Source organism: Collinsella acetigenes, from assembly GCF_012844445.1.
In the GTDB taxonomy this organism is placed as follows: domain Bacteria; phylum Actinomycetota; class Coriobacteriia; order Coriobacteriales; family Coriobacteriaceae; genus Collinsella; species Collinsella acetigenes.
In genome coordinates, this window is record NZ_JABBCP010000001.1 from 407,493 (window position 1) to 420,964 (window position 13,472).

Consider the following 13,472-nt stretch of genomic DNA (forward strand, 5'->3'; position numbering starts at 1 on the left):
CTCCGTTTGGAGTGGGCCCTTTTCCGTGGAGCGACTTTATGCCTCTACGAAGCGTTGTACCAGGTCCAGAAGAACGTGATGAGAGCCGTGCGCGAAGCGGTACCTGTCTTCTTGTTAATCGATGCGATGAGACGGTAGAGCGTCGAGCGCGAAAGGAAGAGCGCGGATGCGATATCACTCACGCTGTCGTCCATAGTCAGAAGGGCGCGCACTACATCGCCCTCGCGTGGAGTGAGGCTGTATGCCCGGCAGAAGCGCTCGAGGGGCTCCTCAAGCGAGAGAGCGGCCGGCGGTGTCGATGCCGCCTCGCTCGAGCGCGCGTCGTCTTGCTGCGACATATTCTCGGTATTGATGTCGGCTCGGGGGTTCTCGTGTGGGTTCTCGCATCCGATCTGCTTAGTTCCCGAGCTCGAGAGAAGCGATGCGGCGACGCCTGCGAGCAGGACGACTGTGGCAATTATCATGCCAAGAGGGTTGCCGTCGTCGACCAGGGCAATGGCAGGCGCGCTCACGAGCATCGAGCCGATGTTGTTGAACACACGGCCCATGCTCGGCCACAGCTCATGCATTCTCATATGAGCAGAGAGTTTCATATAGGTCGTGGTGAAGAAGACGACGAATACGCCCGACCCCAGGTAGAAGACGATGGCGCTCGCGCGTATGCCGACATTGCCTATGAGGATGAAAAGGGCGCAGGCTGAGAACATCGCGACGGCGGTCATGATCATGCCGACACGACGCGTGTCGAGCTTATCGAAAAGTATGCCGGCGGCGAGGGCGCTTGGCACGAGGAAGAGGCGCGGCCACGAGCCGAGGTCGATGGCATTGGAGGCATGCGATAGGGTGAGTGCGGAGTTGAGGGCTGCAAAAACTCCCGTGAGGCAAAAGATCGCCACGGCGAGACGCACGGCAGTCTCTCTGGCTGCGGGGGTGGACGCGGCGCCCATGGTAGAAAGATCTTGCCACGCGACACCACCGGGTGCTTTCGTCTCGGCAATCGCATGGAGAAGGGTCACCACGGCGAGCGTGGAGAGTACGAGGACAATCTGGTTGGGCATATCGCCTGGAACGAGGATATGGAAGATAAACTGAAAAACGATTCCCAAAGCATAGGTGATAGCGACGGCGCGCGCCAGATAGGACGTCTTGGCATAGCGGCGTGCAAGGAACGAATGGGCGGCGCTGCCGATATAGCCGAGTGCCGCGAAGAGGACGATGCCCCCGGCGAGGAACACCCAGGTGCGTCTGGCCATGATCGTGACGACAATCGCGGCGACGGCGAGCGTGCCTATGAGGGTCGAGACATCGTGCCGCCTGGTGGGGAGGCGGTAGCATAGATAGGGCCTGAGGATGAAACCAATGACGCTCGAGCCGAGCATGAGACTCTCTAGGGGCGAGACGAGGGAAGGGCCAAAGAGTAGTGCTGCATGCTCGTCGAAGATAAAGGTACTTGTAAGGAAGACGAAAAAGAACAGGGCCAACCTAATGAGCTCCCGATATCCTGTCTGCGTCCGCTGTGTTTTGTGCATCTGCGCTCGCATAAAGGCTTCCTTTCGATATCGATTCTTCGTATTGTACAAAAGGTCTCAAGGATGCGCGAAGGATGTTCGTCCGCATGTGCAGAAACTCTGATAGAACGCCGAATTATCGTTGACTTAAAGCGTTCGCGCGGTATACTCGACAAGTTACTTTGCAGAGCCCCGTGAATCTCTGTTAAGACACGTAATGTACATGGAGGAGTCAAGTGATTCAGAAATCGACTCACTACGCCAAGCAGGGCGAGGTCCAGCGCAACTGGGTTCTCGTCGATGCCGAGGGTGCTGTTCTGGGCCGTCTGGCCACTCAGGTCGCAATGATCCTGCGCGGTAAGAACAAGCCTCAGTTCACCCCCAACTCTGACTGTGGTGACTTCGTGGTTGTCATCAATGCCGATAAGGTCCAGCTTACCGGCAACAAGGCCAACCAGAAGGTCTACTACCGTCACTCCGGCTACAATGGCGGCCTCAAGGCCGAGACCTTTGTCGAGGCCATGGAGAAGCACCCTGAGCAGGTCATCGAGCGCGCCGTTCGCGGCATGCTCCCCAAGACCACGCTTGGCCGTCAGCAGCTCAAGAAGCTGAAGGTCTACGCTGGTGCCGAGCACCCGCATGCTGCTCAGAACCCGACCAAGATTGACCTGGAGGCTTAAAGATGGCTGAGAACACCGTTGTTTATTACGGCACCGGCCGTCGTAAGAACGCCGTTGCCCGCGTCCGTCTCGTTCCCGGTACCGGTAAGGTCACCGTTAACAAGCGCGATGCCGAGGAGTACTTTGGCCGCAAGCAGCTGGTCGAGGACGCTCTCGCTCCCTTCAAGGTTACCGATACCCTCGGTTCCTTTGATGTCATCGCCCTTCTTGATGGCGGCGGCATCTCCGGCCAGTCCGGCGCCCTTCGTCTGGGCATCGCTCGCGCTCTTCTGAACGCTGGCGATTACCGTGCCGACCTCAAGAAGGCCGGTTTCCTGACCCGCGATGCTCGCGTGGTCGAGCGCAAGAAGTACGGTCTGAAGAAGGCCCGTCGCGCTCCGCAGTTCTCCAAGCGCTAAGCATTTCGCCTGGTATTTGGACTCAAAAACGGAGTCTGCCGCATGTTCGGCGGGCTCCGTTTTTTCATGTCGCTGGATCGCATCCGGCGTTTACATACTGAATTGCTTTGTTGTTGACACATTCTGATATTCTGTTCAAATCGGACGTGCTTCGCGTTACGATAATGTCTGTGCGCTATATCGCGTACGACAAGGAGGATCATGCTGAGCGGGCTTTTCAAGACTTTTGGCATGCGGAGCAAACGCAATACCTTGCTCTCGCCGCTTGCGGGTAAGGTAATTCCTCTCTCTGAGGTGAACGACCATATTTTTGCCGCTGGGCTCTTGGGCCAAGGCGTTGCCATTGAGCCCTCGGGTAACCATGTGGTTGCCCCTTCCGATTCTAAAATCGAAGCGATTTTTCCCACTGGCCATGCCGTGGCGCTTCACACCAACGAGGGTATGGATGTTCTCATCCATGTGGGCCTTGATACCGATCGTCTGGATGGAAAGTACTTCCACGTTTGCACCGCTATTGGACAGAACGTGAAAAAGGGCCAGGTGCTTATCGAGTTTGACCGCCAGGCTATCAAAGATGCCGGCTTTGACGTTACTGCCCCGATTCTGATTTGCAACTCTGTTGAGTTCTCCAGCATCAAGGGCAACGTGGGAAGCACCGTTTCGGAGCTTGACGAGCTTATTACCGCTCGCGAGAGGTAGCGCAAGAAAAGACCACTATACGCCTTATTTAGCGCTATGCTTTTGAGGGTTAGTTATTGCTCTTTGAAAGGGGCCTTTTATGATTAAAATCGTTCGCGCTCGCGATTATGCGGACATGAGCCGCAAGGCAGCCAACATCATTTCTGCTCAGGTTATCCTCAAGCCCAACTGTGTTCTGGGCCTTGCTACGGGCGATTCTCCCATTGGCACCTATGACCAGCTTATCGATTGGTACAAGAAGGGCGATGTCGACTTCTCTCAGGTCAGCACGTATAACCTCGACGAGTACTTTGGTATCGCGGATGACGATCCCCAGAGCTACCACTACTTCATGAATAAGCATTTCTTCGATCATATCAACATCGACCCCAAGAACGTGCACGTTCCCGCTGGATCTAACACCGACGTCGATGAGGTTTGTGCTTCTTTTGACAAGATGGTTGCCGACGCTGGTTTCTGCGATCTGCAGCTTCTGGGCATTGGCCGCAACGGCCATATTGGCTTCAACGAGCCGGACGACGTTTTCTCCAAGGGCACGCATTGCGTCAACCTGACCGAGAGCACCATTGAGGCTAACAGCCGTCTGTTTGAGCGTGAGGAGGACGTGCCGCGTCGCGCCTACACCATGGGTGTTCAGACCATCATGAACGCTCGCTCCATCTTGGTTGTTGCCAATGGCGAGAAGAAGGCCCAGGCCGTTCACGATATGTGCTTTGGCCCGGTTACTCCGCAGTGCCCTGCTTCCATCCTGCAGTTGCACACCAACGTCACGGTCGTTGCCGACGACGAGGCGCTCGCTCTGTGCAAGGGCATGCTTGCGTAGTTTCGATTTGATGCGCCTTGGTGCGTAGATAGCGTCAAGGTTGTACGGCCCCGAAGTGATTCGGGGCCGTTTTTTTATGCTGAGTTATCAACAAAAATGCGCCAATCTAACCCATTTCTTACGGCAATCTCAAATAAATCAAACAGCCCGGCCGGACATTGGCAAAAACTCTGATTAACACGTTTAATTCTGTCGGACAAATATGCAATGGTGAGCGCCGTAAAATGCACCATAAGCGGTAACGAATGTATAGTTACGTTGACAAATGTCATTGCTAAAGTGTCAATACTGAAAAAAGATTCCAGGGTTTTAGCAGGTAAATATATATGCCTTGGGAAGTTGACGGTAAGTATCGCGAAACAGGGGAGATATGCTACATATCTCCCCTCAAATCTAACAAACAAGATCTCTTCGCCGAATTTACTATGCCCCTCTGGCAACCAGCTCGTATCTTGAATCGACAAGGCTCACGTTGTGCGAGAGTGGGGGATGCAGTGGGTGTTGGCAAAACGTATGTGGGGGACTTAAAGGGCGAATCGGATACGGGAGAGTTCTATCGAGTGCCAGCTGGATTTTCTGCGCGCAGAGACCGATTGGTGCAAGATCTTGTGCGCAAATGCCGCGATGGTGGCATGGCCGTGGTAAGCGCACCGGCGGGGTTTGGCAAAACCGCACTTCTTCTTCAATACGCGGATAGTATTAAAGAGGATATGACGCGCGGTGACGTGGGTCTTATCGATGCGCAGGGAATGCGTCCCGCTGAGCTTGGGGAGCGTTTGCGACGTCTGCAGTGCGATATCGCGCCAACCGCTTCGCCCGTTGTGATTGTGGACAACATGCCTCGCTTTGGAAAGGCGGGGCTGCAACGTGTGGTTGATACGCTAATTGATTTGCGCGATCAGGGCTTCGAGATCGTTGTCTCCTGCCTTCCCACCAACCACGAATTCATCAAGGTAGTGGGGGAGAGCTCGCTCATCCCCGCTCGATCCTTGCTGGTTCAGCCGCGAGAATACGCTCAGTGGGCGCGTTTATACTCAATCTCGGCCTCGCTTGATGTCTATCATCTGACACAAGGTGTCCCAGCTCTTATTGCCATGCTGCAAAGCATCAGCTCACAAGAGGCAGACGGCTCTGCTCTTAACGCGGGTATCCTTGGGATTTATGAAGCGATCCTCAACAGCTTGCAGCAGGCGCGGGATGGCTTGTTCAGGATCGTTTGCTTTATGTTGGCGATGGGATCGGGGACGATAGCCGATCTTGAGGCGTGCGGGGTGCGCGTGAAGCCGAACGTGTTGTTGCAGCTTTCGCGCGATTGGCCTGTGTTTGGATTTGCGGTCAATACCGGCGAGTTTAAGTGCTTGGGGCTAGGCGCACAGATCAAGCGCTCGCTTCAGCAAATGGTCGCTCGGCTTTCGAGCCAAATCGTTAGCCATGCCGGTCGAATGCTCGTTAAGGCCTCCCGCTTTGACGATGCGGTTGAGCTGTGCGAGAACGTGCTGGAAGATAATGACGCCATCGCCTTGCTTGCGATGCGCCCTACCGGATTTGTCCTGAGTGGCCATGGCTTGTTTATTAGTCGATTGCTGGGCCGGCATGAAGCCTCTACAGAGGAGCCGCTTGAAGCAGGTGCTTTGCTTGCGGCATGTCTTGCGGCGTTGACGCTTGGCGACCTTCGTCTTGCACGCGCTGCGGCACTCGAGCTGAGGAAGCGCGCCTACGATATGGAACGCGATGTCGACCCAACGGAATGGGCATGTGCCTGCGCGTTTGTGGCTCTGTGGGATTCGTGCGCGGGAATATCGCTTCCGACGCTTTCGGAGCATTTTTGCAGAGGCGCAAGGTCGTCGCATGCTGATCGGTTGGAGGCTTGTATTGCCGCCTATGACCGCCTTATGGCAGGCGACGGAAACATCGCTGCCTATAGTGCTCCAGAGCCTTTGCCGCAAAACAGAAGATGCAATGGGGTCGATTTGCTGGAGATTCTCGAATCTACGGTGGAGGTGCTCAAGCAAGCCTTTTGCGGCCGCCCGGAAGACCTCGGCGAGGCGATGTCTCGTTTAAGCGGCCTGCGCGATGTGCTTCTCGAGCGCAGGCTTTTGCCTTGTGCCGCGCGAGTGCGTATGGCACAGGCGGTGGGGCACCTGATGCGTCTCGAGCCGATTGCCGACGAGCGGGCATTTGTCGATGCCAATACGATGGCGGTTCGGCAATCCGATTTGCCAACTCAGCTGTTTTGCCTTGCGGCGGAAGGCTGGCAGGCATTGACGTTGGGGCAGGTGATGAATGCGCAGTTTCGTGGGCAGCAAGTGGAGAAGCTCGCAGACAAGTCGAATATCTTTCTGCGCGGTTGGGCTCATTTGCTGGTGCAAAGCGCTCAGCTAAGGGATGCCTCGATGATAACCGTTCGCGAACAGGCAGATCTTTTAGATCTTGCGACGCAGGTCAAAGATCCGGCTTGGGCGTGGTCTACGGCGTTGCATCTTTCGGCTGCACGTTTTGACGCGGAGCTTTCGGCATGGTTTTCGATGCATCGGTCCGTATTGCTGGATTCCTCTTTTGCAACGCGTGCCTGTCTTACTATGTCAGTGCTGGGGGATAGATCCGATTCGGCACGTCGTCTCGTTCCGCTCCGGCACCCATCGCAGTATCGAGGCGTTATCGATGAGGTAAAGGAGGTGGAGTCATATGAGACGATGCTCTATTTGGGGACTCCCGATGTAGGGCAGGTAACTATCAACCTCTTTGGCGGCTTTCACGTGTTGCGCAACGGTCATACCCTGACAGATGAAGTTTGGAAGCGCAAGAAGGCAAGTGCGCTTGCTGCGCGCCTCGTGCTTTCGATCGATACCTTTGTGGACCGTCGGGTGATTTCTGAGGAGATGTGGCCGGAGATGGATTATGCCCATGCGCGCAAGAGTCTCTATACTGCGCTCTCCTCTCTGCGGGGTGCATTGAGTCAGCGGAAGGACGGTCCTCAGTATGTGGTAACACAGGCCGATGCCATATCCTTCAACGGTGATTATGTTACGTCTGATATTCGTCGTTTTGACGCGTTGGCGCGTGAGGTCTTGCTGCGCAAGACGGGTAGGAGCGCACAGGAAGTTATCGACGATTGTTTGAAGCTCGAGGAGGTATATGCGGGTCCGCTTTTTATCCCGAGCATTGGCAATACGCAGTTTTTTGTTCAGCTGCGTCGCATGTATCAGTCCAAGTTTATCGACTGCATGATTCGCGGGATTGATTTGTCCGTCGAGGCTGGGAACACGGCATCTGCTACTTGGCTTGTCGAGGCGGCCTTGAGACAAGAAGCGACGCGCGAAGACGTGATTAGACGTGCTATGGCTGTCTTTGACTTATGCGGACGCCGGCGTGAAGTGGTCGAGCTCTATAACAGTCACCTGCACTATCTGGAGCATGAAGTGCATGCGCTTCCCGAGGAAAAGACGCGCATCGCCTATGAGCAAATCATTGGAAGGTCCAAGGCCCCTGTCATGCTGTGAGCGCCTGGGCAATATAAAAAAGCGCGCTCCTCCAGGTGGGGGAGCGCGCTTGAGCAAAAGCGTATACGTGCGTGTTAGTCGAACTTGATGTGGTCGACGTCCTTGCGCGAGCTCATGCGATAGAGCGAAAAACGGTGGCCAATGACCTGGACCACGTCGGCGCCGCAGCGCTCTGCGAGCTCGTTGGCGGCTTCGCGCGCCGTAAGATCACTGCCGTCCTGGACATTGCATTTGATAAGCTCGTGCGCTTCGAGGCACTCTTCCGTCTGCGCGACGACGCCGTCGTTGATGTCCCCGCGGCCAACGTTGACGACGGGATTGAGGTGATGCGCCAGGGCGCGGAGCTGGCGAACCTGTTTACCGGTGAGGGCCATGGAAAGCTCACTTTCTGCTGCTACTCTGTATTCCGTGCAATACGATAACGTACCGCAGGTCTGCATGGGGGCGAAAACCTGTGCATACACAATTGCAGTATGCCTTGGAGAGGAGCGCGGATGGCGATGGAGACCAAGCGGAGGGATGGCCGCGCGATCGATGGACACATGTCTCATGCCCGTAGGCCCGTCAATGCGCTTGATGCCGCCAAGAGGGCGGCTCATGCCAAGCCGGTGGAGCGAGAGCGCCTGCGCGCTGCGGCTGCGGGCACGCGTCGTGTGGTATCGAGCGGTGCTGCCGAGCACTCAAGCCGCGCTGTTTCGTTCGCGGCGGCACTGGTGGGAATCGGGCTGGCGCTTGTTGTTGTATATCTGATCGGTGGCGCTCTGACGGGCATAGCTCATCACCGTGATGGTGCGGCTGCCGGGGAGGCGGAGGTTGCGGTGGTCCGCTCTTCCGAGGGCACCGTAAAAAAGAGCATCGAGTACGGTGGATTTGTTTACCGTTTATCTGCAACAGGCGATGGATGCGTCCTTCAGCGACGCGCCCAGGGCTCCGAAGACAAACCGAGCGACTTGTGCGAGATGGACGGTTCCCCGGTGGGCGTCATTGAGTACTCGGGTGCGGTATATGCCATATCGACAACCGATGCAGATTATCACGTGACAAGTCTTGCTTTAGGCGACGGCTGCATGCCGGTCGAGCTTGTTCAAGGAGACGGTTGCGTGCGGAAGGCCAGACTTTCCAAAGGCGTCTTAGAGCTCGAACTGCGGGATGGAACGATGAAGAATATCGAGCTTTGAGCGTGGCTGCTCTAAAGATACGAGAGGTAGGAAACGTAGTTTTGCGAGCTCTCGGGCACGGCAAGCGTAATGGTTTGACCCCAGGGGCTGATGGAGACATACGATGGGTCTGTGTAGGTTGTGACCGTGACGTTTGTGCCTTGATACGAGGTCTGGAAACTGCCCGCTACGGTGGCATCGGCGGGAAGCGTTGTGACGCTCCAAGAAGAGATATCAATCTGGTTGATGATATCTTCGACCTGACCTTCAGAAAGACCGGTCGCGGCAGCGATGTCGCCAGCGTGGGAACGAAGCTCGCTGTCGAGTTTTCCTTTGATTCCCGAAGCATCGAGCGCGACGTTGGCGGCAGTAGCTCCGGCACCTCCCCCAAGCTGCTGGAGGGTGGATGCCAACGGGGTTCCTGCAAGTAGCGTGTTACACAGTACGGAAAGGATGCCAAAGACAACGACGATGCCCATGAGCACGCCGCCAAAGGTCTTAAAAAACTTCTTCATGTACAGCCTTTCTGCTGCGGGGTGACTGGTGCGTAGCCCCAAACAATAGCAAACGGGCCGGTTGGCGCTGAGTCCAACCGGCCCGTAACACACATCAAACAGGATGCGCTAGTTCTTGAGCGAATTGAGCGGAGCGGGGAAGCGGCCACCGCGATGCGCAAGAACCGTGCCTGCGTTCGGATTGACGGGCATGATGGGCGCGCGGCCAAACAGTCCACCGTAGTCCACGCACTCACCCAGGCCCTTGCCGATGGCAGGGATGATACGGACGGCCGTGGTCTTATTGTTGATGACACCGATGGCCATCTCGTCGGCAATGATGCCGGCGATGGTCTCGACGGAGGTGTCGCCGGGAACGGCGATCATATCGAGGCCGACAGAGCAGACACAGGTCATGGCCTCAAGCTTCTCGAGCGAGAGAGCGCCTGCCTCGACGGCGGCGATCATGCCCGCATCTTCGGAGACGGGGATGAAGGCGCCCGAAAGACCGCCGACGCTGGAGCTGGCCATAACGCCGCCCTTCTTGACGGCGTCGTTAAGCATTGCGAGGGCACACGTGGTGCCGGGGCCGCCGCAGGTGCCCACACCGATGATCTCGAGGATGCGGGCAACGGAGTCGCCTACGGCGGGGGTGGGGGCGAGGGAAAGGTCCACGATGCCCTTTTCTACGCCCAGACGGCGGGAAGCCTCGCGGCTCATGAGCTCTCCGGCGCGCGTGATCTTAAAAGCGGTCTGCTTGATCTTCTCGGCAACTTCCATCATAGAAGCGGTGTCGGGAAGCTTCTCCAGGGCGGCTGCCATGACGCCAGGGCCGGAGACGCCTACGTTGATGACGGCATCTGCCTCGCCGCCACCGTGCACGGCACCTGCCATAAAGGGCGAATCCTCCACCATGTTGGCAAAGCAGACGAACTTGGAGGCGCCTACGGACTCGTGGTCGGCCGTGAGCTTGGCCGAGTCGATGATGGTATGGGCTGCCATGAGCACGGCATCCATATTGATGCCTGCGCGCAGGCTCGCCACGTTCATGGACGAGCAAACGCGGCTCGTGCCGGCGAGCGCCTCGGGGATGGATTGAATCAAACGACGGTCGGCGTCACCGATGCCCTTCTGGACAACGGCGGAAAAGCCGCCCAGGTAATCGATTCCGAGCGTCTCGGCGGCGCGGTCGAGTGCGTGGGCAATGGGGGTGAGGTCCTCGTCCTTGCAGCATGCGGCGATCTTTGCCACGGGCGTGACGGAGACGCGCTTGTTAACGATGGGGATGCCGTATTCGCGCTCGAGACCCTCGGCGGTCTGTACGAGATTCTCAGCAGTGCTGGTTACATGGTCATAGACCTTGGTGCACATGCGATCGAGGTTCTCGTCGGCACATCCCATAAGGGAGATGCCCATGGTGATGGTGCGGATGTCGAGGTTTTGCTCCGCGACCATGCCGCGGGTCTCTGCGATTTCTTGAGGCGTGATCGCCATGCGCGCTCCTTATGCTTGAGTCCAGCTTGTGGGCACTATTCTACCGTGCTTTACCTGTATGCGGCGATAGGGTGTCGTTCTCGTTACCCATTTGTCAAAAAACGGGGACAAATCCTGCGGCGCTGTTCTGCTGTTTTGGATCTAGCTGCCAAAGACCTCTTCGGCGATGCGTGCGGATTCGGCGGCGTCCTTAGCATAGTAATCGGCGCCGATTTGCTTGGCATACTCGGGGGTGAGGACAGCGCCGCCTACGATAATTTTGACGCCGGGCACCTCGGCATGCAGCAGGCGGATGGTCTCCTCCATGCTGGTGACTGTGGTGGTCATGAGAGCCGAGAGGCCCACGAGTTTGACGTCACGTTCGCGCACTGCGTCGAGCACGGCTTGCGGGTCTACGTCGCGACCCAGGTCAAAGACGGTGTAGCCGTAGTTGTCGAGGAGCATCTTGACGATGTTTTTGCCGATGTCGTGGATGTCGCCCTTGACGGTGGCGACGCAGATCTTGCCTTTGTCGGCAATTTCGCCAGCGGGCATGGCCGCCTTGATGGTATCAAAGCCCACGCGCGCCGCTTCTGCCGATGCCATCAGCTGCGGTAGGAAAAACTTTCCCTGGTCAAACAGAACGCCAACTTCGTCGAGCGCGGGGATGAAGTGGTCGTTGATGAGCTCCATGACAGGAATTGTTTTGAGGAGTTCCTTGGTCGTGGCGGCAATTTCTCCCTTGCGTCCGCTAATGACCAAGCGAGCGATGGGGTCCTCGTTTGTCGGGGAATCTGCGGTTGCGGTAGGCGCGGCGGCCGTTTTCGGTGCCAGTGCAAGGGCAGGGTCGGCAGCGATCTTGTAGGGATCGGTCCGCTCGGCATAGCGGCCAATGTAGTCGGCCGAGCCCTCGTCTTCGGCATTGATCACGCGATAAGCGCGGACAGCATCCATAAAGCGGGCGGATCCGGGATTCATGATGGGGGCGTCGAGACCAGCTCCAAAAGCAGCGGCCAGGAAGGTCGAGCCCAAAAGTGGGCGCGCAGGAAGGCCAAAGCTCACATTGGAAACGCCGAGGGCGCACTTCACGCCCAGGCGCTCCTTGACCATGCGTACGGCACGCAGGATTTCGATTACCTGAGCCTGATTGGTGGAGGCGGTCATGACCAGGCAGTCGATGAGAATACGATCGCGGGCGATGCCGTAACGCTCGCACTCATCTACGATGCGCTCGGCAATGGCAAAGCGCTTCTCGGCCGTCTCGGCGATACCGTCCTCGTCGAGCGCCAGACCAATCACGTTGGTGCCGTAGTGAGCTACGATGGGCAAGATCTCGTCCATGATCTGGCGCTTGCCGTTGACCGAGTTGATGATGGGCTTTCCGGCATAACGACGCGTTGCAGCCTCGACGGCGGTGGGGTCGGTCGAGTCGATCTGCAAAGGCAACAGCGTGGAGCCTTGGAGCTGTTCGCATGCCGCTTGGATCATCTTGACCTCATCGATCTCGGGCAGGCCCACGTTGACATCGAGGATATCGGCGCCCTGCTCCTGCTGGCTGATGCCCTGGGACACCACGTAGTCGAGGTCGCCGTCGCGCAGGGCTTGTTGCAGGCGCTTTTTGCCCGTGGGATTGATGCGCTCGCCGATGACGGCGATGCGATGGCCCGCGACGGGAAGGGTAACGCAGCTCTGTGCACTTGTGACGTACATGGCGGGGTCGTGATGGCGCAACTGTGGCGTGCGTCCTTCGATGAGCTGCTTGAGCAAGCGCATATGGTTGGGCGTGGTGCCGCAGCATCCTCCCACAACGCCTACGCCGTCTTCGATCATTTCGGCGACAGCGTGGGCATATTCGGGTGCGCCGATGTCAAAGACGGTATTGCCTTCGTCGTCTACGTGCGGAAAGCCGGCATTTGCCTGTACGAGTACAGGTTTGTCGGTAACGTTGAGCATGCGTTTTGCAAAGGGACGCAGGTCGGCAGGCCCCTGACTGCAGTTGATGCCTACGACGTCTGCTCCTAAGGCGTCAAGGGTGATAGCGGCGACCTCGGGGTTTGTGCCCAAAAACGTACGGCCATCCTCTTCGAAGGTCATGGTGGCAAAGATGGGCAGGTCGGAGTTTTCCTTGGCAGCAAGGACAGCGGCCTTGGTCTCGGCAAGGTCGGTCATGGTCTCGATGATGAACAGGTCGACGCCTGCCTTGACGCCCGCTTCGACCTCTTCTTTGAACAGCAGGTAAGCTTCATCGAAAGACATGGTGCCCAAGGGACGCAGCAGGGCTCCGATGGGGCCGATGTCGCCTGCCACATAGCGCGCTCCGGCGGCGCGGGCACACGCGACGGCGGAGGCAAAGACGTCTTCCACGCTGGCTGCCCCGTTGAGCTTGTGCGCGTTGGCGCCAAAGGTATTGGAGGTAATTACGTCGCACCCCGCCTCGACGTACTGGCGCTGGATGCCCGTGATCACATCGGGATCGGAAAAATTGAGGAGCTCCGGAAGGGCGCCCGCCTTCATGCCCGCCGCCTGCAGCATGGTGCCCATGCCACCGTCGAACAGCAGATGTTTCTCGCCGCGCAGCACAGCGCGCAGGTGCTCGTCGCAGCGCAAGGTTTCAATCGTTCGCGGCGCGTAGGCTGCCCCTTCGCGTCGTGCGTTGTCGATGGGTGCGGTGAGCGGATGGCCGTTGGCGTCGGTGGTTTTGAGCGTGTATTTCATGAATGAGCCTCGCATCTTCAAAGGC

The 13,472-nt window shown here is 57.5% G+C and carries 11 protein-coding genes; 6 read left to right on the forward strand and 5 right to left on the reverse strand.

Annotation, left to right across the window (positions count from 1 at the left end; genetic code table 11):
* Positions 1-44: 44 nt before the first annotated feature.
* Positions 45-1,481: a helix-turn-helix domain-containing protein gene (locus tag HF320_RS01725; protein WP_169276791.1), complete on the reverse strand. Its 1,437-nt coding sequence runs from the start codon at positions 1,479-1,481 to the stop codon at positions 45-47.
* 263 nt (positions 1,482-1,744) lie between these two features.
* On the opposite strand from HF320_RS01725, the gene rplM reads away from it, so the two are divergent.
* The 5 genes from rplM to HF320_RS01750 all read left to right on the forward strand — a co-directional run bounded on the left by rplM (position 1,745) and on the right by HF320_RS01750 (position 7,608).
* Positions 1,745-2,188 carry a 50S ribosomal protein L13 gene (gene rplM / locus HF320_RS01730; RefSeq protein ID WP_052445398.1) on the forward strand — a complete coding sequence of 148 codons (444 nt, stop codon included), beginning with the start codon at positions 1,745-1,747 and terminating at the stop codon, positions 2,186-2,188.
* Positions 2,189-2,190: 2 nt separating this feature from the next.
* The gene (gene rpsI, locus HF320_RS01735) at positions 2,191-2,586 is read left to right on the forward strand and encodes a 30S ribosomal protein S9 (RefSeq protein ID WP_169276792.1); all 396 of its coding nucleotides are present in this window, start codon (positions 2,191-2,193) and stop codon (positions 2,584-2,586) included.
* A 201-nt stretch (positions 2,587-2,787) separates the two neighbouring features.
* Positions 2,788-3,285: a PTS sugar transporter subunit IIA gene (locus HF320_RS01740; RefSeq protein WP_022387322.1), complete on the forward strand. Its 498-nt coding sequence runs from the start codon at positions 2,788-2,790 to the stop codon at positions 3,283-3,285.
* A gap of 79 nt (positions 3,286-3,364) precedes the next feature.
* Complete coding sequence (gene nagB, locus HF320_RS01745) at positions 3,365-4,108, forward strand: glucosamine-6-phosphate deaminase (RefSeq protein ID WP_169276793.1); 744 nt, start codon at positions 3,365-3,367, stop codon at positions 4,106-4,108.
* 710 nt (positions 4,109-4,818) lie between these two features.
* Entirely contained in the window at positions 4,819-7,608 is a 2,790-nt protein-coding gene (locus HF320_RS01750; protein ID WP_169276794.1) for an AfsR/SARP family transcriptional regulator, read from the forward strand.
* Positions 7,609-7,682: 74 nt separating this feature from the next.
* Here HF320_RS01750 and yhbY read toward each other — a convergent pair whose 3' ends face one another.
* Positions 7,683-7,982 (reverse strand): ribosome assembly RNA-binding protein YhbY, encoded by a 300-nt coding sequence (gene yhbY, locus HF320_RS01755; protein ID WP_169276795.1) that lies wholly within the window; start codon positions 7,980-7,982, stop codon positions 7,683-7,685.
* A gap of 120 nt (positions 7,983-8,102) precedes the next feature.
* Here yhbY and HF320_RS01760 point away from each other — a divergent pair, with 120 nt between their 5' ends.
* Positions 8,103-8,786, forward strand: a complete 684-nt coding sequence (locus tag HF320_RS01760; RefSeq protein ID WP_169276796.1) for a hypothetical protein — start codon at positions 8,103-8,105, stop codon at positions 8,784-8,786.
* A gap of 11 nt (positions 8,787-8,797) precedes the next feature.
* Here HF320_RS01760 and HF320_RS01765 read toward each other — a convergent pair whose 3' ends face one another.
* The 3 genes from HF320_RS01765 to HF320_RS01775 form a co-directional block, all read right to left on the reverse strand.
* A complete protein-coding gene (locus HF320_RS01765; protein ID WP_169276797.1) occupies positions 8,798-9,280 on the reverse strand; it encodes a hypothetical protein in 483 nt (160 codons plus the stop codon).
* Between the two features lie 108 nt (positions 9,281-9,388).
* Positions 9,389-10,753 carry a PFL family protein gene (locus tag HF320_RS01770; RefSeq protein ID WP_169276798.1) on the reverse strand — a complete coding sequence of 455 codons (1,365 nt, stop codon included), beginning with the start codon at positions 10,751-10,753 and terminating at the stop codon, positions 9,389-9,391.
* A 141-nt stretch (positions 10,754-10,894) separates the two neighbouring features.
* Positions 10,895-13,447, reverse strand: coding sequence for a homocysteine S-methyltransferase family protein (locus HF320_RS01775; protein WP_169276799.1), 2,553 nt, complete (start codon positions 13,445-13,447; stop codon positions 10,895-10,897).
* Between the last annotated feature and the right edge of the window lie 25 nt (positions 13,448-13,472).